24 protein-coding genes and 1 pseudogene are annotated in these 23,521 nt (G+C 27.3%); 17 read left to right on the top strand and 8 right to left on the bottom strand.

From position 1 onward, the window contains the following. The first annotated feature begins 14 nt into the window (after positions 1-14). The 6 genes from CARM_RS02060 to CARM_RS02035 all read left to right on the top strand — a co-directional run bounded on the left by CARM_RS02060 (position 15) and on the right by CARM_RS02035 (position 6,778). On the top strand, positions 15-389 hold the full coding sequence (locus tag CARM_RS02060) for an HIT domain-containing protein (protein ID WP_139424644.1): 375 nt from the start codon (positions 15-17) through the stop codon (positions 387-389). A 487-nt stretch (positions 390-876) separates the two neighbouring features. After that, positions 877-1,944, top strand: a complete 1,068-nt coding sequence (locus CARM_RS02055; protein WP_139493259.1) for a DUF4153 domain-containing protein — start codon at positions 877-879, stop codon at positions 1,942-1,944. Positions 1,945-1,999: 55 nt separating this feature from the next. Continuing rightward, positions 2,000-2,374 carry a DUF1090 family protein gene (locus tag CARM_RS02050; RefSeq protein WP_139424638.1) on the top strand — a complete coding sequence of 125 codons (375 nt, stop codon included), beginning with the start codon at positions 2,000-2,002 and terminating at the stop codon, positions 2,372-2,374. Positions 2,375-2,521: 147 nt separating this feature from the next. Then, positions 2,522-4,804, top strand: a complete 2,283-nt coding sequence (locus CARM_RS02045; protein WP_139424636.1) for a BspA family leucine-rich repeat surface protein — start codon at positions 2,522-2,524, stop codon at positions 4,802-4,804. A 9-nt stretch (positions 4,805-4,813) separates the two neighbouring features. Next, positions 4,814-5,404 (top strand): LemA family protein, encoded by a 591-nt coding sequence (locus tag CARM_RS02040; RefSeq protein WP_139424634.1) that lies wholly within the window; start codon positions 4,814-4,816, stop codon positions 5,402-5,404. A 9-nt stretch (positions 5,405-5,413) separates the two neighbouring features. Continuing rightward, positions 5,414-6,778 (top strand): M48 family metalloprotease, encoded by a 1,365-nt coding sequence (locus tag CARM_RS02035; protein ID WP_139424632.1) that lies wholly within the window; start codon positions 5,414-5,416, stop codon positions 6,776-6,778. Positions 6,779-6,810: 32 nt separating this feature from the next. Here CARM_RS02035 and CARM_RS02030 read toward each other — a convergent pair whose 3' ends face one another. Genes CARM_RS02030 through nadD form a run of 3 tightly spaced genes read right to left on the bottom strand, consistent with a single transcriptional unit; the run spans position 6,811 to position 10,094 of the window. After that, on the bottom strand, positions 6,811-9,195 hold the full coding sequence (locus CARM_RS02030; protein WP_139424630.1) for a tetratricopeptide repeat protein: 2,385 nt from the start codon (positions 9,193-9,195) through the stop codon (positions 6,811-6,813). Between the two features lie 10 nt (positions 9,196-9,205). Then, entirely contained in the window at positions 9,206-9,535 is a 330-nt protein-coding gene (gene rsfS / locus CARM_RS02025; RefSeq protein WP_012661160.1) for a ribosome silencing factor, read from the bottom strand. Positions 9,536-9,548: 13 nt separating this feature from the next. Continuing rightward, a complete protein-coding gene (gene nadD / locus CARM_RS02020; protein ID WP_139424628.1) occupies positions 9,549-10,094 on the bottom strand; it encodes a nicotinate (nicotinamide) nucleotide adenylyltransferase in 546 nt (181 codons plus the stop codon). A 59-nt stretch (positions 10,095-10,153) separates the two neighbouring features. Between nadD and gap the strand changes: the two genes are divergently transcribed. The 10 genes and pseudogenes from gap (at position 10,154) to CARM_RS08565 (ending at position 19,239) form a co-directional block, all read left to right on the top strand. Continuing rightward, a complete protein-coding gene (gap, locus tag CARM_RS02015) occupies positions 10,154-11,149 on the top strand; it encodes a type I glyceraldehyde-3-phosphate dehydrogenase (protein WP_139424627.1) in 996 nt (331 codons plus the stop codon). Between the two features lies 1 nt (position 11,150). Beyond that, positions 11,151-12,353 (top strand): phosphoglycerate kinase, encoded by a 1,203-nt coding sequence (locus tag CARM_RS02010; RefSeq protein WP_139424625.1) that lies wholly within the window; start codon positions 11,151-11,153, stop codon positions 12,351-12,353. Further along, the gene (locus CARM_RS02005; RefSeq protein ID WP_139424623.1) at positions 12,350-13,030 is read left to right on the top strand and encodes a triose-phosphate isomerase; all 681 of its coding nucleotides are present in this window, start codon (positions 12,350-12,352) and stop codon (positions 13,028-13,030) included. The genes CARM_RS02010 and CARM_RS02005 overlap by 4 nt, the downstream gene beginning before the upstream one ends. A 3-nt stretch (positions 13,031-13,033) precedes the next feature. Continuing rightward, entirely contained in the window at positions 13,034-14,665 is a 1,632-nt protein-coding gene (locus CARM_RS02000) for a hydrogenase small subunit (protein WP_139424621.1), read from the top strand. 127 nt (positions 14,666-14,792) lie between these two features. Further along, positions 14,793-15,341 carry an ATP-binding protein gene (locus CARM_RS01995; RefSeq protein ID WP_139424619.1) on the top strand — a complete coding sequence of 183 codons (549 nt, stop codon included), beginning with the start codon at positions 14,793-14,795 and terminating at the stop codon, positions 15,339-15,341. 11 nt (positions 15,342-15,352) lie between these two features. Beyond that, the gene (dut, locus tag CARM_RS01990) at positions 15,353-16,045 is read left to right on the top strand and encodes a dUTPase (protein ID WP_139424617.1); all 693 of its coding nucleotides are present in this window, start codon (positions 15,353-15,355) and stop codon (positions 16,043-16,045) included. Further along, on the top strand, positions 16,042-16,746 hold the full coding sequence (locus CARM_RS01985) for an EI24 domain-containing protein (protein ID WP_139424615.1): 705 nt from the start codon (positions 16,042-16,044) through the stop codon (positions 16,744-16,746). Before dut ends, CARM_RS01985 begins: the two co-directional genes overlap by 4 nt. Further along, on the top strand, positions 16,746-17,153 hold the full coding sequence (locus tag CARM_RS01980; RefSeq protein ID WP_139424613.1) for a pyridoxamine 5'-phosphate oxidase family protein: 408 nt from the start codon (positions 16,746-16,748) through the stop codon (positions 17,151-17,153). Before CARM_RS01985 ends, CARM_RS01980 begins: the two co-directional genes overlap by 1 nt. Positions 17,154-17,319: 166 nt before the next feature. Next, positions 17,320-17,922 (top strand): annotated as a pseudogene (locus CARM_RS08570) (cache domain-containing protein); the annotation flags it as partial. Between the two features lie 258 nt (positions 17,923-18,180). Continuing rightward, the gene (locus tag CARM_RS08565) at positions 18,181-19,239 is read left to right on the top strand and encodes a methyl-accepting chemotaxis protein (protein WP_425321096.1); all 1,059 of its coding nucleotides are present in this window, start codon (positions 18,181-18,183) and stop codon (positions 19,237-19,239) included. A gap of 26 nt (positions 19,240-19,265) precedes the next feature. On the opposite strand, the gene fldA is transcribed toward CARM_RS08565, so the two are convergent. The 5 genes from fldA to CARM_RS01950 form a co-directional block, all read right to left on the bottom strand. Next, positions 19,266-19,757 (bottom strand): flavodoxin FldA, encoded by a 492-nt coding sequence (gene fldA / locus CARM_RS01970; RefSeq protein WP_139424609.1) that lies wholly within the window; start codon positions 19,755-19,757, stop codon positions 19,266-19,268. Position 19,758: 1 nt separating this feature from the next. After that, positions 19,759-20,451: a hypothetical protein gene (locus CARM_RS01965; protein WP_139424607.1), complete on the bottom strand. Its 693-nt coding sequence runs from the start codon at positions 20,449-20,451 to the stop codon at positions 19,759-19,761. Position 20,452: 1 nt separating this feature from the next. Next, positions 20,453-20,770: a DUF2325 domain-containing protein gene (locus CARM_RS01960; protein WP_139424605.1), complete on the bottom strand. Its 318-nt coding sequence runs from the start codon at positions 20,768-20,770 to the stop codon at positions 20,453-20,455. A gap of 85 nt (positions 20,771-20,855) precedes the next feature. Further along, positions 20,856-21,989, bottom strand: a complete 1,134-nt coding sequence (gene truD / locus CARM_RS01955; RefSeq protein ID WP_139424603.1) for a tRNA pseudouridine(13) synthase TruD — start codon at positions 21,987-21,989, stop codon at positions 20,856-20,858. Beyond that, positions 21,958-22,779 carry a thiamine-phosphate kinase gene (locus tag CARM_RS01950; protein ID WP_139424601.1) on the bottom strand — a complete coding sequence of 274 codons (822 nt, stop codon included), beginning with the start codon at positions 22,777-22,779 and terminating at the stop codon, positions 21,958-21,960. The genes truD and CARM_RS01950 overlap by 32 nt, the downstream gene beginning before the upstream one ends. Before the next feature lie 97 nt (positions 22,780-22,876). Here CARM_RS01950 and CARM_RS01945 point away from each other — a divergent pair, with 97 nt between their 5' ends. Further along, on the top strand, positions 22,877-23,515 hold the full coding sequence (locus tag CARM_RS01945) for a DUF5644 domain-containing protein (protein WP_139424599.1): 639 nt from the start codon (positions 22,877-22,879) through the stop codon (positions 23,513-23,515). Positions 23,516-23,521 lie beyond the last annotated feature (6 nt).

Genomic DNA, 23,521 nt, shown 5'->3' with positions numbered 1-23,521 from the left:
TCTTAAGAGTTAGTATGATTTATGAAAACGATTTTTTATTTATAGAAAAAGAAAATTCTCAAATTCCTTGGGTAAAAATTTTTACTAAAGAAAACTACAGAGAATTAAGTGATTGTCCAACCTTTTTACAAAATATGCTTTTTCAATATGTTTTAGCTTGTGAATTAAGTCTTAAAGAATACTATAACCCAGAAAAAATCAACATAGCTTCCTTTGCGAACTATGTACCAAGAGTGCATTTTCATATTATGGCAAGATTTAAAGAAGATGGGTTTTTTCCCGAATGTATGTGGGGAAAACAACAAAGAGAAATTAAGGATTTAAAATTGCCTGATTTTGAAGGATTTGTATCAATTTTACTTAAAAAAGTAAAAAATATTCATGTTTAAAAAATTTATTAATTCTAGCTATATAGCTTTATTACATCATCCACTTGGAGTTATTTTTTATTTATGTTTTTGGTTTTTTATAGCATTTTTTTATAATTCATATCAAACTAGTATTTTTTTACTTTTAACCCTATTTATAATTTTTTGTGAAACATTTACTAATACAAAAAGCAATTTAATACAAAATTATAAAAGTCTGAAAAATTTATGGGTTGGATTTTTTGGACTAATTTTTTATATATTTTTAAATTTTATCTTTAAAGATGACATAGAAAATTATTTAATATTTTTTACTAATAATTCTTTATATATTTCCTTAACAACAGCTCTTATAGCTTTAGTATGCGCAAGAAAATTATATGATTTTAATTATTTTCATAATTTTTTAGCTGCCCTTTCTTTTAGTATAGGCTTTTGGCTGATTTTTGGTATATTTTTGGCCATATTTTATGGTTCGTTTGATTTTTTATTTAATATTTCTTCAAGCATGTTAGATTCTTGTGTTCTATCATTATGGCTTTTTAGCGCTGGAATTTTTTCTTTATTTTTACTTGGTAATTTTACTTCATTTAATTTTAATAAAATTTTTATATTTATACTAAATACTTTTAGTATTTTATATATAATCATGCTTTTTACCTATGGCTTGGTAGCGTTATTTAATCTTTTAACAAATCTTAGTATAGTTCATTTATGTCTTTGGTTTGGTAATTTTTTATTAATTAATCTTTGGATAAATTTATCTTTTTATAAAATCAAAAAATCATTACTCTATGCCTTTTTTATTGTAGTGCTATCATTAAATATTTTCGTATTTTATGCTATTATAATTAGAATTGCACAATATGGCTTTACGCCAGAACGCTTAGCAGTATTGGCTTTAAATTTATGGCTTTTGATTGCAAATTATCTAAGCGTATTTAAACAAAAAATAGCATTAAAATTTTCTTTTTATCTACTTGCGTTTATGGCGTTATTTTTAGGATTCTTTGCAAATTACATAAGTTTTTCTTCGCAAAAATACCAATTGCAAAAACTAGAAAACTCTATACACTCTTTAGATCTTGACTATATTCAAAGTAAGCAATACTACAATCAAATTAAAAGTATCAAAAACACCTTACATAATTTTGATAAAAATTATAATAACAACTATAGTTTTGATGAATTTTTAAAGACAAATAATTTAAATCATTTAAAAAATCAAGCAAAACCTTTCAATCCTAATCTTTCTATATATAAAAATTTTAATCCTGAATACTTAAAATTAAAAAAAGACTATGATGAAGTATTATTTAATTTCACTAATAAAAGTAATTTTAAATACTCAATGAAAATACAAGATAATACTTTATACTTTTACTTACAAGAACAAGAAATTTTAAAAATTATAGATTTTGATAAAATTTTAAAAACCTATCAAAAAAATTCTCAACTAGATTATGAGCTTTACAATGGCTCTACTATAACTTTTATACCTTTAATGTTTAACATAGATGCAAGAGGAAATGTAACAAAATTTAAAACTCATATTTTTATAAAAAATACCAAATAAAAAATATTTAATATTTTGGTTTAAAATTTAGAAAAATTTTTAAAAAAGGTATAATATGAGAAAAATATTTATTTTACTTGCTCTTTGCTCTTTAGCTTTTTCCACACAATGTGAAAAAAAGATAGCACAAATTCAAAAAGAAATAGCTTATGCTAAAAATTACAATCATCAAGAAAAAGTTTTAAGTTTAGAACTCGCTTTAAAGGAAGTTCAAGCAGATTGTGCCAAAGATCCTTATTATTATGATAAAAAATTAGAAGCTAAAAAACTTAAAGAGCAAGAAATAGAAAAAATCGAACAAGAATTAAAAGAATTAAAAAAACAAAAAGATTATATGAGTAAAACAGAATATAAAAGTAAAAAACAAGCTTTAAAAGATAAAAAAGACAAAATCAAAAAAGAGATTGAAGAATATATTGATAATCTATAAAAATTTCGAACCACGATAAAAGCTCTATTTTTTTAAAGCTTATTTTAATTTAAAATCGCAATTTTTAAATTATCTTTTGACAAAAACCATAAAAATTATTAATTCTATTTCAGTTTTAATTTTTAAAATTTTTAAACAAGGAAATATATGAAAAATTTGCTGAAAATCATTGGGTTTGGAGTTACCTTTTTAGCTTTTACTTTAAATGCAAGTGATTTTAAATACCATCCAAAAGATAAAAAAGAACTCATAAAGCTTGTACAAAATCAAAGTATAAATTTAGGCGAGATTGATACGAGTAAAATTACAGATATGAGTTTTTTATTTGCAAATATTACCAAAGAAGATTGTGGTTTTGCACAAGCTAAGGATGCTTGTTTGGAAGTTGCAAAAGAACATAAAATTAAACAAATAAATCTTAGTTTGTTTGGTTACAATCCTATATATATTGGTGATGATAAATTTGATAGAAAAGATTTTAGTGGAATTGATAAATGGGATACAAGTAGAGTTACTAATATGGAAGGTATGTTTGCACAAACAGAGAATTTCAATGAAAATATCAGTTCTTGGGATGTATCTAATGTGGAAAATATGGAAAGTATGTTTGCGGGAGCGAAAAATTTCAATCAAGCTTTAAATAAATGGAATGTAAGCAAAGTAAAAAATATGAATGCAATGTTTGCGGGAGCTAGTTCTTTTAATCAATCTTTAAACGATTGGAATGTTAGTAATGTAGAAACTATGACGGGTATATTTGAAGGTGCAAGTAACTTTAATCAACCTTTAAATAAATGGAATACAAGCAAACTTAGAAAAGCAATCGCAATGTTTTCAAATGCCATTTCTTTTAATCAAAATATCAATTCTTGGGATGTTTCTAATGTAGAAACTATGACAGCAATGTTTCAAGATGCAAAATCTTTTAACCAACCTTTAGATAAATGGAATACCGCTAAAGTTATGCGTATGAGTGGAATGTTTAACCGTGCTAGTAATTTCAATCAAAAACTATCTTCTTGGGATACAAGTAAAGTAACAGATATGAGTTTTATGTTTTATGGAGCAAAGAAATTTAATCAAAGCATTAATTCTTGGAATGTAAGCAGAGTCGAAAGTATGGAAGCGATGTTTTATAATGCCAGTGCTTTTAACAAACCTTTAAATAAATGGAATACAACTAGCCTTAAAAATATAAACTATATATTTCAAAACGCTTCGTCTTTTAATCAAAATATCAATACTTGGGATGTTTCTAAAATAAGAAAAATGGATAATGTTTTTTACAAGGCGATAGCTTTTAACCAACCACTTGATAAATGGGATACAAGTAAGGTTGTGGATATGAGTTTTATGTTTTATGGAGCAAAGAAATTTAATCAAAACATTAATTCTTGGAATGTAAGCAAGGTTGAAAATATGGCGAGTATGTTTTCAGAAGCTATTTCTTTTAATCAGCCTTTAAATGACTGGAATGTGAGTAGTGTTAAAATTATGTCGCAAATGTTTGCAGGAGCTTTGAAATTTAACCAAGCACTTGATAAATGGGATACAAGTAAGGTTGTGGATATGAGCGCAATGTTTTATGAAGCAAAAAGTTTTAGTCAAAATTTAAATGATTGGAATACAGATAAACTTGAATACAAAAAAGATGCCTTTAAATTATCTGCCATAGAAAACAAACCACCAGTATGGCTGAAAGGCTACATAGACAAGATTGATAAGAAATTTAAATATTATCCAAAAACTTGGGAAGAACTTAATAAGTTTGCAAACGATGAAAGTATAAATTTAGGTGATATTAATACAAGTAAAATCACAAATATGAAATCTTTATTTTTACGAACTACTAGAAAAGATTTTAGTGGGATTGATAAATGGGATACAAGTAATGTTATTGATATGAGTAATATGTTTGCACAAACAAAAAACTTCAATGAAAATATCAGTTCTTGGAATGTAAGCAAGGTTGAAAATATGGCGGGTATGTTTTCAGAATCTATTTCTTTTAATCAGCCTTTAAATGACTGGAATGTGAGTAGCGTTAAAATTATGTCGCAAATGTTTGCAGGAGCTTTAAAATTTAACCAAGCACTTGATAAATGGGATACAAGTAAGGTTATAAAAATGGACGCAATGTTTGCAAATGCTAGTTCTTTTAATCAAAACATTAATTCTTGGGATGTTTCTAAGGTAAGAGACATGAGAATGATGTTTAATAAAGCTTCAAGCTTTAATCAGCCTTTGGATAAATGGGATGTGAGTAATGTTGTAAAAATGGATCTTATTTTTGCCAATGCTAGTTCTTTTAGGCAAAATATAGACAATTGGAAAGTAAAAGATTTTGAAGAAAATGATTTATTTTTTATGTTTCATTCTTCTGGTTTAGAAAAAAATCTGCCTAAATGGAGCAAAAATAATTTATTTTAAGGAGATGGAATGATAATTTCTGTGATATTTTTAGCAATTATATTAGCTTTAGTTATCTATATCGTAAGTATTTATAATAATCTTGTAACTTTATTTAATCGTGCTTATAATGCCTTTTCGCAAATTGATGTACAACTCAAAAGAAGATATGATTTAATCCCAAATCTTGTTACAATAGCTCAAAAATATCTCTCACACGAAGAAAATACGCTTATAAAAGTTACTATGGCAAGAAACAATGCTTTAAATGCAAGTTCTAATGCTAATTTAAAAAATGCTAAAAGTTTGCAAGATTTAAGCGAGGCACAAAATTCGTTAAATTCTGCACTTTCAAATTTTAATATGGTTTTAGAAAATTATCCTAATTTAAAAGCTAATGAAAATTTGACACAATTAAGCAAGGAGCTTACTCACACTGAAAACAAAATCGCTTTTGCAAGACAAGCTTACAATGATAGTGTTATGCATTATAATACCGCTAGAGAAAGTTTTCCGGCAAATTTAATCGTGCAATATTTTCCTAAATTTAGAGAAAATTTAATTATGCTTGAATTTGAAGATAAACAAGAAATCAGCAAAACACCAAAAGTAAATTTTTAAGGATAAAAATTGCTAAAACAAATAATAAATATTTTCATCTTGCTTCTTATTGTGCTTGTTCTACTTATAACTATAATAACACTTGAGCAATCAGCAGATATAATCATAGAAAAAATATTACCTATTTTAAAATATTTATTATTGGTTTTTGAAGAATTAAGGCAAAATTCAATTGTAATTGATACATTTTATTTTATAGCAAATAACTTATTTATAAGTCTTTGTTTTGTTTTTATAAGTTTTTTAGTGATTTTAATCATGACTCATTTTATCTTAGGTAAGCAAAGCAAATTAAAAGGCGATATTTACGAACTTCAAAATATTTCTAAATTTAAGATTTTGTGGCTAAATTTATTATTTTTTGCTTTACTTTTTTTCATCATTTTACTTTCTTATTCTTTAATTTTAAAAGTTTTTTATATATTTACACCTGAATTTTATGAAAGCCGTGAGGATTTTTCGCATCATATACCTTATACCTATCGTGGTATTAAATTTTTTGACAATAGAAATTATGAAGTTTATCACATAATATCTTTTTTACTTAGCTTTTTTGTGCTTATGATAATTTTCTTTGCTTATTTAATTAAAGTTTTTATAATGAAAAATAAAAGCATTGATAAACTTGCCAAAATTTTAGAAGCAAGAGAAATTTCACTTGATAGAAAAAATCTTACTACTAAAGAAAAAAATGCACTTTTTGCTATAGAAGAAATGGCGATAGCTTCAAGTATGCCACTTCCTAGAGTTTTTATTATGCTTAAAGAAAAAGGAATCAATGCACTCTGCACAGGTGAAAGATTTGGTAAAAAAGATGAAAAAATAGCAATTTTTATTACAAAAGGAGCATTGAATTTTTTCAATAAAGAAGAACTACAAGCAGTCATCGGACATGAATTTTCTCATGCTTTTCATAAAGATGTGGCGCTAAATTTAAAACTTTTTTCGTTAATTTTTGCTCTAAATTGTATTTCTTTAATAGGAGATATAATGTTAAGAGGTTTAAGTAAAACAAACACAAGCAAATCAAAAGATCGTAATAAGGCTTTAGCTGTTTTAGGAGCAATAGCTTTGGTGTTTTTTATTTTAGGTGCTTTGGGGACTTTATTTGCTAGAATATTACAAGCAAGCATTTCACGCCAAAAAGAATATTTGGCTGATGTTTCAAGTGTGCAATATACTAGAAATCCACAAGCTCTAATCAATGCTTTAAAAAAACTAATATTATTTCAAAAGAAAACAAATATTAATAATACAAAAGCAAAAGATTGCGCGCATATGTTTTTCTTAAAAGCTTTTGATGGTATTTTAGCTACACATCCAAGTCTTGAAAAACGCATAAAATATTTAGAAAAACATTTTGGAAGTTACTAAAATGACATAAATTGTGATTAATAAACAAAAATTTATTCTTTTGGCTGCCAAATTTGCCACCATTTTTTATTTTGCTGTTTTAGTTTTTGCATTAAAATATTTTGATTTTTTAATGCAAACTCGTTTTCCTCATCGAGTTTTAGCAATTCTTTTGTGCATTCTAAAGCTTGTTCATATTCTTTTAACTGCTCTAAACACTGAATTTTTCCCACTAAAGCATCGGTATTTTCATTTACTATCTTTAAGCAATCTTCATAACATTGCAACGCATCATGAAAATCACCCAAATTTCTTAAGCATTCTGCCTTATAATAATGTGTCCAATTTTGACTTTCATCTAAATTTAAAGCCATATTAAGATATTTTATAGCTTCTTTAAAATCTTGCGAATACACTTTAACCGCACCCATAAAATGGTAACATTCATATGATTTTGGTTCAAGCTCACTTGCTTTTTTTGCTGCTTCAAAACTTTCATCATATTTTCCTAAAAAGCTTAAAATTTGTGCTTTTTCTATCCAATACTCCGCAATATCATCAATTATTTTCAAGCATTCATCAATATCTTTTAAAGCTTCATTATATTTTTCAAGATTTCTTTTGCATTTTGCTCTATGAAAATATGATTCATCATCCTCTTCATTACTTAAAATCACACTATCATAACATTTTATAGCTTCTTCAAACATATAAAGATCTTCATAACAAAGGCCTTTATAATACTTTGCTCCATTGTGATTTTTATCAATTTTTAAAGCCTTGTTTAAATCTTCTATAGCCTCTTCTTCTAAACTTAAATTATATTTAGCAATTCCTCGCCAAAAATAAAGCTTAAAATTATTTTTATCTACCTTATGTGCTGCATTACAATAAGCTATTAATTCTTCATAAGATTCAAGCTCTTTTGCACAATATGCTCTTTCAAATAACACATCTTTTAAATCAATATAATCTTTATATGATTTTATAAGCTCATTGTATTCATCTATAGCTTCTTGAAATCTTTCAAGTTTGCTTTTAATCCAAGCTCTTTGAGAAAGTGAATTAACATAATCTTGAGTATTATTTTGCTTTTTATAGTATTTTACAGCTAGTTCGCTATCTTCTAAAGCTTCCTCATATTTTCCAAGATCAGATTTTAAATAAGCTCTATTAAAAAACACATCAGGATATTCTTTTTGATATTTCAAAGCTTTTTCATAACTTATCAAAGCTTCATCGTATTTATCTATCTCATACAAGCTATTACCTAAATGATAAAAACCATAAGGAACTGCTTGTTCAAGTTCTGCTAATTCTGATGGGGTAAAATCATGTTTTCTTGCTCTTTCTCGATAGTATTTAGCCGCTAAGTCAAAATCTTCTATAGCCTCTTCAATCATTTTTAGATTAATTTTAGTATTACCTCTATTAATGTATGCTTGAGCATATTCTTCATAAAGCTCAATTGTTTTATCATAATACTTCAACGCTTGTTCATAATCTTCTAAATCATATAAAACCCTAGCTAATGCAAAACATGGATATTGTAAATTTTCATCTAATTCAATTGATTTTTTAAAAGCATCTATTGATAATTCTATCTTTTCTAAATCTTTATAAATATGTCCCAAAATCAAATATGCCATTGCATTTTCATTATCTAATTCAATTGATTTTAAGCAATCTTGCAAAGCCCCCTCTAGATCATCTATTTTGCGTTTATTATTAGCTCTTTTATAATACGCATCAGCATATTTTTCATCATATTCAATCGTTTTAGTAAAAAATTCTATAGCTTTTTGATAATCTTCCAAATTCTCATAAGCTATACCTTGGCAATAAAGCAATTGTGCGGATTCAAAACCTAAATCTTGTAATTTTTCAAATTCAAGCAAAGCTTGTTTTGGATCAACATCAAGTAAGGCAATAGCCTTAGTATAATAAGCTTCATGATATTCTGGAGCCAAGTCAATACAAGCTTGCAAATCTTTTAAAGCTTTTGTTTGTTTATCTAAAAGCAACCAAACTCTAGCTCTATTAAAATATGCTAAATGATATGCATTATCTAAAGCTATTGCCTTGTTAAAAGCTAAAAGTGCTTCTTGTAATAAATCTAATTTAAAATTGCATAAACCCAAAAGATTAAATAATAATGCGTTATTAGGATCAAATTCTATTGCTAAAATTACATTTTCAAGTGCTTCTTGAAATTTCAAGCAATAAAATCTACAAAGTGCTCTATTATGGTAAGCTTCTAAGAGCAAACGCTCTTTATCCTCTTCATCTATAAAAATCATTTTACCATCTTGTGCAAGTGTAACTTCACCTTTGCAAAAAGCTATAAGCTCGCTTAAAATCTCATCACATTTTTCAAATTCTGAATTTTCAAAATATTCTTTAGCTAAATCTGATAGTTCAATGATTAAATTATCCAAATCTTTTTTCCTAGTTTTGATTTTCTTTATTTAAACTTTTTAAAAATTCTTCAATATTATATTTTGCTCTATAAGTTTCACTCATTAAGTGAATCAAAATATCTCCTAAATCAAGCACAGTCCATTCTTCACTACTTTCTATATTCAAAAACTCCTCACCTTTGCTTTTAAGATTAGTTTTTAAATCATCAATCAAAGAAAGTGCATGTCTTTCCCCCATAGTAGTAGCAATCACTACAAATTTAACAAAATAATCCTTATCTTGCATATCAAAAGTTTCTATTAAATCTGCTTTTTTGTCATCTAAAATTTGAACTATATTGTTAATTCTTTCTTGCATTTTTTTCCTTTTGTTAAATATTTTTAAATTTAGAATAATAAAGCTTAACTTCTTCTTTGATTTGCTCGCAAACTTGTGTTGTTTGCAAGGTTTGCCTTATAAAAGAAGAAGAAATATTTACTTTAGTGTCTAAAGTTTTAAAATGTTTTGGTATAAAAATACCATCTCTTTTAGCTATAACAAATTCTACCAAATTTTGTAATCTTTGAAATTCATGCCATTTTTCAAGACTTTGTAAATGATCAGCTCCTAAAATAAGATAAAATTTTGAAATTTTATATTTTTTATATAAAAAATCAACACTTTCTATACTAGGCACAGGTCTTTGTTCTTTTATTTCAAAATCACAAATTTCAACCTTAGTTAAATTCCCCCAAATCGCTTTACACCATTTCAAGCGTCTTTGCTCATCTGCTGTAAATTCTTGCTTAAATGGACTAATAAAGGTAGGCATAATAATAAATTTATCAAGCTCTAAATTTGCTAATGCATTCAAAACTATAGCGTTATGCCCCAAATGGGGTGGATCAAAACTGCCACCAAAAAGTGCGATTTTCATTAAAATTTAACCTTTTTTTAGTAGAATTTTATCTACTTAATCATAAAAAGGAAATGAAAATGGCTGTAAAAGTTGCAATAAATGGTTTTGGACGCATTGGAAGATGTGTTGCAAGAATTATCATGAAACGCGATGATATCGAACTTGTAGCAATTAATGATACTACTGATATTGAGCTTACAAAATATCTTTTTAAATATGACACTGTTCATGGGGTATATGATGGTAGCGTTGAGAATGAAGGTGATGATTTAATAATTGATAATAAAAAAATAAAAGTTTTAAAAAGTAGAAATATAGCAGATTTAGATTTTGTAAAATATGGGGCACAAATTGTTTTAGAATGCACAGGGGCACATTTAACTATGGAAAAATGCCAAGGATTTTTAGATAATGGAGTGCAAAAAGTCATTATGAGCGCACCAGCAAAAGACAAAACTCCAACCTATGTTTTAGGGGTAAATGCGCATGAATATAAAGGTGAAAACATCATCTCAAATGCAAGTTGTACTACCAACTGCTTAGGTCCAATTTGCAGAGTTTTACAAGATAATTTTGGCATAGAAAAAGGTTTGATGACAACTATTCATGCATATACAAATGGACAAAGCATTATTGATGCAAAAGCTAGAGATAAAAGAAGAAGCAGAGCTGCCGCTCAAAATATTATCCCTACTTCAACTGGTGCAGCAAAAGCTATGAAGCTTGTTATGCCTGAACTTGATGGAAAATTGCACGGCCAAAGCATGCGTGTGCCTGTAGCTGATGTATCAACCGTGGATTTGACTGCAACTTTAAAGAAAAAAGTAAATAAAGAAGAAATCAACGAAGCCTTTAGAAAAGCAGCTGCTAGTAACTTAAAAGGCTTATTGTTAGTAGATGATGAAGAAAGAGTTTCAAGTGATTTTATAACCTGCTCATATGGTGCAATCGTAGCAAGTGATTTAACTCAAGTAATTTGTGATGATTTTGTTAAAGTGGTTGCTTGGTATGATAATGAATGGGGATATTCTTCTCGTTTGGTAGATATGGCAGTATTTGTTGCAAAGGCTTAAGATGAGTAGTATTTTATCAATCAAAGATGTTGATCTTGCAAAGAAAAAAGTATTTATAAGATGTGATTTTAATGTTCCTCAAGATGAGTTTTTAAATATCACAGATGATCGTCGTATCCGTTCAGCCATTCCTACTATAAGATATTGTTTAGATAATGGTTGTGCAGTTATTTTGGCTTCGCATTTGGGTCGTCCAAAAGAAATAGCTTCAAAATACTCTTTAGAACCGGTTGCGAAAAGACTTGCACGCTTAATGACTAAAGAAGTCATCATGGCTAAAGATGTTATAGGTGAGGACGCAAAGAAAAAAGCTGGTGAATTAAAATCGAGTGAAATTTTACTTTTAGAAAATTTACGCTTTGAAAAGGGTGAAACCAAAAACGATGAAAACTTAGCCAAAGAACTTGCTTCTATGGCTGATGTTTATATTAATGATGCTTTTGGAGTTTGCCACAGAGCTCATGCAAGTGTTGAAGCTATTACAAAATACTTTGATAACACAAACAAAGGTGCGGGATTTTTACTTCAAAAAGAAATAGAATTTGCAAGCAATCTTATTAAACACCCAGCGCGTCCTTTTGTAGCTGTGGTAGGTGGTTCAAAAGTAAGTGGAAAATTACAAGCTTTGACTAATTTACTTCCAAAAGTAGATAAATTAATCATAGGCGGAGGTATGGCCTTTACTTTCTTAAAAGCTCAAGGTTATGATATAGGAAATTCTCTTTTAGAAGAAGATCTAATTGAAGAAGCAAATAAAATCTTACTTAAAGGTAAAAATCTAGGAGTAAAAATTTATCTTCCTGTTGATGTTACAGCAGCTCAAACTTGCTCTCAAGAAGCAGTAATGAAATATACTCCAGTGCAAGAAATTCCAGCGGGTTGGATGGGGCTTGATATAGGTCCTGCTAGTGTGAGATTATTTAAAGAAGCACTCTCAGATGCGCAAACCATATGGTGGAATGGACCTATGGGAGTTTTTGAAATCGATAAATTCTCAAAAGGTAGCATTAAAATGAGCCATTATATTAGCGAATCTCATGCAACTACTGTAATAGGTGGTGGTGATACTGCTGATGTTGTAGCAAGAGCAGGTGATGCTGATGAAATGACTTTTATTTCAACTGGCGGTGGAGCATCATTAGAACTTATAGAAGGAAAAGAACTTCCTGGTGTAAAACCTTTAACTATAAAGGATAATGAATGATTTTTGCAGCAAATTTAAAGTGCAATCACACAAGATCAAGCTTTGAACTTTACGCTCAAGAATTAAATCAAAAACTAAATTGCAAAGATGAAGTTTTCATCTTCCCTCCTAGCATAGCTTTTTTAAAAGAAAATTTTTCTTTCCATCAAGGAGCTCAAAATTTCTATCCTTGTGAAAATGGGGCTTATACGGGAGAAATAGGTAAAATTCACTTAGAAGAGTTTAATATAAAAAGTGTTTTAATCGGTCATTCTGAAAGAAGAGCTTTAAATGAAGATGAAAGCTTTTTAAAAGCTAAATTTGATTTTGCTAAAAGTTTTGATTTTAATATCATTTATTGTATAGGTGAAAGTTTAGAAACTAAAAACTCCAACAAAAGCTTAGATTTTTTAAAAAAACAAATTGAAAATATTGATTTATCTTATAAAAAACTCATTATAGCCTATGAGCCTATTTATTCTATAGGCACAGGAGTCAGCGCAGATCTTAACGATATCAACACTATACTTAATTTTTTAAGAGAATTTACAGAGGCTAAGCTTTTATATGGCGGAAGTGTTAATCAAAACAATATTAAAGAAATTTGTGCTTTAAAAAACTGCGATGGAGTATTAATAGGTTCTGCTGCATTAAACGCGAATGATTTTTTAAATATGATACAAATAGCTAAAGGTTAAAAAATGTCTTTAAGCAATGAAGAATTAAAAAGCATATTAGAGCATAAAATCGCTCTATTAGAAAACTCACACAAAGAAGAAAAAAATATCTCTATAGAAGCAGTAAATTCCATTATCAAAGTTTTGGGTTTGCCTAATGACTTTAGCCCTTTGGCGCATAGATATTTTCAACTTCACACCCCACCTAGCCTTATATGGCTTCATTTAAGTGAATGCACAGGGTGTAGTGAGAGCTTACTTAGAACTTCATTGCCTGATTTTTTGGATTTGATTTTTGATTTTATTTCCTTAGAATATCATGAAACCTTTATGAGCGCAAGCGGACATCAAGCAGAATCACATTTGGAAGAAATTTTAGAAAAAAAAGACTTTCTTTTAGCAGTTGAAGGTGGAGTTTGTGCTATAGATCCATTTTTTCTAACCATAGGAGCACATGGAGAAAATGGATATGAAATTTTGCAAAAATGTGCCAAAAATGCTAAAACAATTTTTGCTATGGGAACTTGCTCAAGTTATGGAGGAATTCAAGCTGCACATCCAAATCCTACTAAAAGCATAGGAATTTCTAAAGTCTTAGAAGAAAAGGTAATCAATATACCAGGTTGTCCTCCAAGTGATGTAAATATCATCGCAACACTTTGTTTTTATATATTATTTGAGCAAGATATGGCTTTAGATGAACAAAATAGACCTTTAGCCTTTTATGGCAAGTGTTTGCATGATTTATGCGAAAGAAAAGCCGAATTTGAAGCGGGAAATTTTGCTCAAAGTTTTAATGATGAAAATATAAAACAAGGTTATTGTCTTTTTAAAGTGGGCTGCAAAGGACCTTATGCTTACAATAACTGCCCTAAAGTTAAATTTAATTCCAAAACTTCTTGGCCAGTAGCAGCAGGACATGGATGTATTGCTTGTAGTGAAGAGAATTTTTGGGATGATTTTGGTTTTTATGAAAAACCTATGAGTAATGAATTTGCTTACAATGACTTTTCTATTACTTTAAATAATAAAGTAGTTTATAATGCCTCATCAAATGATTTAAACTCACAAAATATCTTACTAGAATTTAGCAACAACACTAGTATTTTTTACCAAAATGAAACAAAAACTAATTTCTTAGATTTTAGCTTTGAGGCTAATCCTAAAGTTTTCCTAAATAATTTCGCTAAAACAAAAATAGCTATAACTTTAGTGCAAAATTATCAAGAACAATTTAAAACATATTATGATTTTATACAGACAAATTATAACGATGAAAGCAAAATTAGTAATAACATACAAGATTTATTTTATTTTATTTATCCTTTTATATGTGGAGAAAAATTAAAATATATAGATGAATTTTTAAATCTGGCCTTAGCTTATAAATTTAAACACCCTAGTAAATTTGATTTTAAAACCACTATCAATGAGCAAGCAAAAATTGATGTTTCTAAATCATTGCGTATGCCTTTAATTTATATTTTAGGTGGATTAGATAAAGAAGCTATTGCTTTTGGCTTAATTTTCTCTTTGAAAGAACATTTAAAACAAGCTCTAAAAGCATGTAAAAATAAACACAATAAAGAGCAAATTTTAATTCATTCTAATAATGAAACATTATTAAAATTATTTTGGGATTTAACTAGCATTTAAATAGTTAATGCTAAAATATTTATCTCCCTAAATATTTGAAATTTGCAAAGTTAAAAAACTTTGCAAATTTTTATTTAAGATTTACCTATTTTGCCGATGTAGGTTTATCTTGTATGAAAGGAACACAATGCAAATTTCTAGTTATAATTCTCAAAATTTTTCTATGGACATTAAAACAAAAAATGGTAATCACTTATCTTTTTCTATGTATGATAAAAAAGAAGCAAAATTAGATAAAGATGGAAATTCAGCATCTTTAAGCCTAAGAAATCAATTTGGTTTTTCATTTTCATATAGTGGGAGCAAACTTACACAAGATGAAATCAATGAAATAAAAGATGCGGTTGCAAAAATACAACCTCAAATTGATGAATTTATGAAAAACTCAAGAGTAGGAACTTTAAAACCAAAAGAACTTATCACAACAGCTATGAAAATAGGCAATGCGTTGCCTGAACCAAAAGATGAAGAACACAAAAAAGCTACATTACACGAATTATTTAATACTATGGATAAAAGTTTAAATAAAGAAATAGCAAAAACTGATCTTGATGACATTAAAAAACAAATTTTCCAAGATAGCACTAAATTACTAGAAGAAATTTGGGAACAATATAACAAACAAAAACAAAAAAACGAAGAAGAAAATAATAAAGAATTTGGATTTTATGCTTAAAAGGGAAGCAAATGGAAGTAAAAGATATTTTAAAAAGTATGCTAGAACTCCAGCAAAAACTAAATGATGATACTAATGGTATAGGCTGGGAAAATGGCTATACCAAAGAAGGTAAATTAATTAGTTTTAGAAGATGTATTTATATGGAGTGTGCGGAGCTTATTGATTCTTTTGCTTGGAAACATTGGAAAAATATCCACACTCCTGCAAATTGGGATAATGTACGCATTGAAATAGTAGATATTTGGCATTTTATTTTAAGCTTAATTTTAGAAGAATATAAAGAAAGGCAAATTCTTGATAAAAATTTTATTGCAGAAGAAGTTTCTTCTGTAACTTTTTTTGATGATTTTTGCAAAGAAACTTCTAATCCATCAGATACAGATATTTATGGAATTTTAAATGATATTGAACTTATTATCCATAAGTGTAGTGGATTTGATTATGACTTAGGGGAACTTTTAAGTGTATATTTTGTATTAGCTAGAAAATGTGGTTTGAATTTCTTTGAACTTTATAAAATTTATATAGGTAAAAATATCCTTAATCAATTTAGACAAGAAAATGGTTATAAAGAAGGTAGTTATAAAAAAATATGGAATGGTATAGAAGATAATGAAGTTTTAAATCAAATTTTAAAGGAAACACTAGAATATAAAAAAATTTATCAAAAACTTCAAGAAACTTATAATCAGACCAAATGAATATTTTATACTTAAGTTTGCAAGATTTTCTTAGTAGACCTTTTTTAAAATTTTCACTCTTACCTTTGTTTATTAGCATTGTAGTTTTAGTTTCACTTGTATTTTTTACCTATGATGTATTTTTTTCTTATTTTGATGGTTTAATAAATGGAAGTTTTCTAGCTTGGTTTTTTAGCTTTTCTATAGTTCAATTTTCACTTGCTTTTTTAAGCGCTATTGGTGGATTTTTTATAGTAATATTTGCTTCGGTTTTCTTAACTATGCTAATCATTTCTTTTTTAACTCCATATATTATTCAAAAAATTAATAAGAAATATTATAACTACATTATACACAAAGAAGTAAATTTTCTTGAAGTTCTAATAAAAACTCTTAAATTTATTATTGTTTTTTGTATTTTATTTTGTTTAGCAACTTTTTTACTTATTATACCTTTTATTAGTATTGTTATATATTATGTTGTATTTTATTACTTATTTCACAAATTACTTGTGTTAGATGTAGTTAGCAATGTTTTAGATCAAGAAACTTTTAGAGATTTCTATAAAAACTCATCACCTTTATATTTTAAAATATACACATTAATATTTTTTTTAATTTCAAGTATTCCTTTTATCGGAATATTTTTGCAAGTTTTTTATGTGATTTTTTTAGCACACTTATGCTATCAAAAAATTTTAAACTTAGAAGTTAAAAAATAATGGATGAAAGAATTAAAAAATTTATTCATTCACAAAAACTTCTTAGTTTAAGTATGCTTGATGAAGACGGCGGAATATATTGTGCAAGCTGTTATTATGCTTTTGATGAAAAAAAATTAGCTCTTATTTTTGCCAGCGAAGAACATACTAAACATATCCAACTTGCATATAAAACTCCAAAAATAGCTGTTAATATAGCACTAAATACAGATATTATCAACCTTATTAAAGGAGTTCAAATTAAAGCTATTTTTCAAAAGGCTACCAAAGAACAAGAAATATTATACTATGAAAAATTTCCTTTTGCAAAATTTGCAAAAGCATCAATTTTTGCTTCAAATATTTACTGGGCAAAATACACAGATAATAAAATTTTGCTTTCTAAAAAATTAGAATTTTTTATCTAAAATAGTATTTTTATATATTTTTAAATATTTTTTGAGTAAAATTTAATTATTTTTAAATGAATATTTAAAAATATTATCTTAAAGGAGCTAAAATGTCTTCTTCGCTAAAAAATATTTATTAGGTAATTTTTCTAACAAAATAGCATTTTTAGTATGTATTTTTGTTGTGTTGTTATTATGTGTTTTAGGTGTTTTTAATTATATTAAATCTAAATCTAATACCCATATTCTTTTGGTTCAATTTCAACAAAAAGTTGCATTTGATGTTAGCAAAAGATTTGATTTATACGCAAGCGATAGACGCAATGTTATTAACTCCTTAACAAAATATATAAAAGAAAATCAAAATAACTTAAATTCAGAACAATATACTAGTTTATTAAAATCATTTGGAGATTCTTTAGGGTTTGATTTAACCTATGTTGGATTTGAAAATGGTTTTATGTATAGGTCTAATGGAAACAATCAAACCGCAGAAAGTGGTTATGATCCAAGAACTAGAGGCTGGTATAAAGAAGCCAAAGAGAAAAAAGAATTAGTTGTTACTGAGCCTTATATATCATCTAGTATGAAAAAGCCTACCATTTCTTATGCTAGCCCTATTATAGAAAATGGAAAAGTCATAGGTGTGGTTGCAGCTGACTATGATTTAAAAAAATTTTCAGAAGAAGTTTTAGCTATAGGTAAAACTCCATATTCACACGCTGCAGTTTTAGCCAGTGATGGAACATATCTTTTTCATACGGATTCTTCTAAAATTTTAACTTCGACAAAAATTAGTAAAAACATAATTGATAGTTATTTTAAAACACCGGAAGGAAATAGCAAAAGTCTTTCTAAAGATATTTTTAAATTACAAACAGAAGATGGAACAAAAGCTTTAATTTGCAATGGTAGTATTAATCCAAAATATACTATTTGTAGTATTGCTGATTATGATTTTTATCACAATGCAGCAAAACAAACATTAACAGAACAAATCATTATATCATTAATTGCTATTTTTATAACATTAATTTTTATTAGAATGATTATTTCTTATAATCTCAAACCTATAGCTATTATTTCTTCAGGTTTGCATAACTTCTTTAATTATTTAAATCACAAAGATGCACATTCTCATCCTATAAAACTCAAAACACAAGATGAATTTGGAAAAATGGCAGATGAAATAAATGAAAATATAAACACGATTAAAGAAGCACTTAGTAAAGACGCTAAAGCTATAGAAGAATCAGTAAAAGTAGCTAAAAAAATAGAAACAGGAGAACTTAATCTACAAATCACTTCACACGCAAATAATCCACAAATCCAAGAACTTATCGAAGTCTTAAATAGTATGCTTGCAACTTTACAAATAAAAATTGGTAGTAATTTAAATGATATTGAGTCTGTATTTAATAGCTACAAACATCTTGATTTTACCGCTTCAATTAACGCACCAAAAGGAGATATAGAAAAAGCAATTAATGCTTTAGGTAATGAAATTAAAAATATGCTTTTGCAATCACTAAAACAAGGTGAATTATTAAACCAAAAAGCAGAAGCTTTAAAACAAAGTATGCAAGAATTAACAAATGATGCAACACACCAAACATCTTCCTTACAAGAAAGTGCAAGAGCCTTAGAACAAATGAATTCGGCTATGAGCGAAATTTCAATCAAAGCTCAAGATGTAGTTAAACAAAGCAATGATATAAAAAATGTTACTACTGTTATTTCAGATATAGCCGATCAAATTAACCTGCTTGCATTAAATGCTGCTATTGAAGCTGCTCGTGCTGGAGAGCATGGTAGAGGCTTTGCTGTTGTTGCTGATGAAGTTAGAAACCTTGCCGAAAGAACTCAAAAGTCTTTAGGTGAAATAGAAGCTAATACTAATATCTTAGCTCAATCCATTAACGATATGGGAGATGCTATAAAAGAAGAAGCAAATGATATAAGTCAAATTAATGATTCTGTATCAACTATAGGACAACTAACTCAACAAAATTCTAAAACAGCAGTAGAAACTAATTCTATAGCAAATGAGGTAGGAACTTTAGCACACGAAATTCTAAGCGAGACAAAAAAGAGAAGATTTTAAGATGCCTTAATAAAGGCATCTTATTTTTAAGAAAAATAAGGTTTAATTTGCTCTATCCAAGTATTAATTCTACTTTCAGTTAAATCCTCGTGATTATCGTTATCTAATGCAAGTCCTACAAATTTATCTCCCTCAACCGCATCACTTGCTTCGAAAGTATATCCACCAGTAGAAACAGCACCTACTAAATTTGCACCTGCTGATTTTAAACCTTGAGCAAGCTTACCCATAGCACTACAATAAGTATCTGAGTAGCTTTCACTATCACCCATACCAAAAACAGCAACTGTTTTACCACTAAGATTTAATGATGAAAAATCAAATCCATCCCAATCATCTTGTAAATCACCACTACCCCATGTAGAAGTTCCACAAATCAATCTATCATAAGAATTAATTTTTTCTGCATTTATATCTGCAATATTTAATACTTCTGAAATTCCTAACTTTTGTGCAATCATTTGCGCTGCACTTTCAGTATTTCCCATAGAGCTACCATAAATTACCGCTATTGACATTTTAACATCTCCTTAAAATTTGATTATTAATAGTGTATGGAACTAATTTTAGCAAAGTTTTGTTATTTTCATATGAAAAATATCTTATTTCTTTATATTGACTAAAATTTTTATTTCTTGGATACACAATATAAAATTTTTCAAAAGAATTTTTACCTATCAAATTTAAAGCAACATTTATATCTTTTTTATAATTTTCAAAAAATAATGGCATAACAGCCATTTTATCATTAATAATAATGATATTATCTTGAATATTGATTTTAGCTTTATCATTACTTTTACATATTTTATCATACACGAAAGATTCAAAAGCCACTTGAGAATCTATAATAAAATTTGAAGATAAAAATATATTTTGAATCAATTGAGCTACTGTGTATCTTGGAATTTTATTTTCAAGTTTTATTGAATTTAATTTTCCTTCTTTATAAGCCTTGATTATTCGATGTGAATAAGGGCAAAAATGCTTAATTTTATTTATTTTTAATATTTTGTCTTTACACATATCTTGAATTTTTAATTCAAAAATATTTTTTATACTGTATGCTCTAGTAGCATATTTATAAGAGATTTTTAATTCACATTCTACTAATGCATTATATAAATTTAAAAATATGTGATTAATACTTACTTGTTCTAAATCCTTAAATATCATAGGAATAATATCACCCTTTAAATCAAAACCGAACATATCATGCCTTTTTTGTGCATTCATATGTTTGGTTTAAGCCAAAAATCTTACAATACTCACAATAAACACAGCTAACACTGCGTTTAGCACAAACCAAAGGAATATTGCGTTTTTTTGCCTCTGTTTTGATTTTTTTCATAGTGTTGTGATTTAAAAAGCTAGTTAGCATAACTATACACTCTGTATTTTGTGGGATAGGTTTTCTATTTACTCTATTTTCATTTCTTGCATCCCAATGTTCTATATTTTTTGCACCTAAATTTGTTAAAACCGCTTTTATTGGCGTAATCTCATCTGCTCCAATAACTAAAACTGACATTGAGTTTCCTTTTATAAAAATGATAATTGTTATTATAATCTATAAAAGATAAATTTTTTCTGATACTCAATATCAATTTTATAAATTATATTTTATGGATTTGTTCAAAAATGTCTGTATGTAAAATTTCTTCTAAGACTACTGTGGCATATGAACCCTTTTGCAAAAAAAATTCCAAAGTAAAATGAGCTTTTTCTTCATCATAAGCACTTTTACAATCTTGCAAGTATGACCACATAAATCGCCTTGAACCTTGCATTTTATTTTTAAACTCATATGCGACAGCAAAAACCTCATCTTCTAATCTTTTAGCTAAACCTTCATTTGTCTCAAAAGCTTTTGAACCTATTAAAAGCCCCATTGCACTAATATCTCTTTTATTAAATCTCTCAACTTCACTTAATAAATCTTCACACACAAAACATTTTCCAAAGGGATAATGCCCTAAAATTTCACCTTTTAAAAGCTTAAAAAACTGCTTTTGACTTTTTAAACTTTTAATTTTCTCTTTTTCCAAGTTATAAATTTGTTTTATTTCTTTATCATTAAAATCATTGATAAAATGTGAAAGTTCTACTCTTTTACTTAAATATCTATTAAAAAGTTCGCTTTGGAATGCAGAAATCAAAAATTCTTGCATTTTTTTATTTTTGATTTTCTTGCCTTTTAAAATTTCTAAACCTTGTGAAAAATTATCTTGAAATTTACCAAAACGCTGATATCCAAAATAATTAGCATATCCTTGCTCTTGAATATTTTTAAAAGCTTGTTCTATTTTTAAAGCATCTACCTTAGAAACTTTTTTTAATCTTATAAAAAACGAATTTCCTTTTAAATGCCCTATTCTAAGCTTATTATCATGATAAAAACTTTCTAAAATTTTCACCTTATCGTGTTTGAAATTTTTTAAGCTTTCCTCAAATTTTTTAGGCAAAGAAATATATTGAAAAGTTAAACCTTGTTTATCTTTTAGACCGCTATAACCAAAATCTCTCATTTTAATACCACTATGCTCACTTAAAATTCTTAAAGCCTCACTAGTGCTAAGATCTTTTTTTTGTATATGCAAAATAAGATGCTCACCCTTACCACTAAATTCATATAAAGGTTTTTCTCTAACAACAAAATCATTACTATTTTTAGAAAAATACACATTTATAGGACTATGTTTTAAAGTATATAAGGGTTTAAAAATGATGTTCTCTTCCATAAAATTTATACCTTCCCGTTATTGTTTTTGCAAAAATATTTAATTTAACTCTATGTTTTTTTGCCATATTTTGTATAAATGCCTTGTGTTTTTTATCAAAAGCAAATAAAATTTCATATTCTTCCCCGCTATTTAGGCTAAATTTATCTAATTTTTTGAGAAATTTCACATTAAGATAATTTAAAGACAATATTCTTGATAAATCTTTATTTAAACCATCTGAAATATCCATACTCACTCTAACTTTTTTCGCTATATCATAAAAAAAATTTTGTCTTAAATTAGGCTTTATAAAACGATGATTAGAGTGTAATTTTCCACCCCGTAGTAAAATATTTAAGCCCTTTAAACTATCACCCAATTTTCCGCTAAAAGCAAATAAATCTCCTTTTTTTAAACCTTTCCTAAAAACTGCTTTATGATTAACTTTAGAAATAATAGTTATGCTAATATTTATTTTTTCATCTGCGATTGTATCACCGCCTATAATTAAAATACCAAATCTTTTTGCAGTATCCAACAATCCTTTTTGTAAATTTTCAATTTCTTTTATATCTAAATATTTTGGCAAAGAAAGCCCTAAAAGTGCATATTTTGGCGTAGCATTCATAGCTATAGCATCTGAAATATTTACAAGCATAGCCTTTGCTCCAATTTGCTCCAAACTCATCCATGGATGTTTAAAATGCACATCTTCGCAAAATAAATCTTTAGAATAACAATACCCATCCACTATAGCGCCATCATCACCATTAATATGATTAGCAAAAGCACTTATAATAAATTTTTCTTTATCCATGTGAATATTTTATACAAAAAGCTTTTAATTTTATATAAGAATTAAATTTTTATAAGTTTAAAATGTATATAATCAAATAATACCTAAGGATTAAAAAATGAAAATAACTTTAAAAATTTTCCGTTTTGATAAAAATAGTGATTATTTAGCTTATTATAAACCTTATGTTTATGAAAGCAATAATTTTAAACGCATTTATGATGTTTTAGTTCAAATCAAAAAAGATGATATATATTTTGACTTTGAAGAAAATCCAGAAGCTTGTATTAAAATCAATCAATTAGCTATTCGACAAAGAAGAATTTTAAACAACATTATAGAGCAGTTTGGAAACGAGCTCACCATAGAACCACTTGATACAAAAAGAGCTACAAAAGATCTTATTATGGATAAAAGCGATTTTTTGGAAAAATTAGATCTTTTCAAAGGCCTTATTGATATTCACGATGTAGAACTTTATAAGCAATATGATTTTTTATATTATATGAGTGAGGTTAGGGAATTTTTACCTGAATATCTTGGTGATAGTTTTTTTATATTTGCTTATAAAATGTTATTAAAGTATCCAGAAAAAACTCCACAATTTTTAAAATTAGTAGCTGATGAAGATAGAGGAATTTACTATCATACTAAATTTACAAATTTTATTACCTCTAATGCACTTGATTATGAATCTTATATTAAAGAACTAAAAGTTATGCTTGTAAAATCAGGTTTAGCTAAAAGAATTTTCTAAGGATTT

The organism is Campylobacter armoricus (assembly GCF_013372105.1).
Taxonomy (GTDB): Bacteria; Campylobacterota; Campylobacteria; order Campylobacterales; family Campylobacteraceae; genus Campylobacter_D; species Campylobacter_D armoricus.
This window is presented reverse-complemented; position numbering and strand designations above follow the sequence as displayed.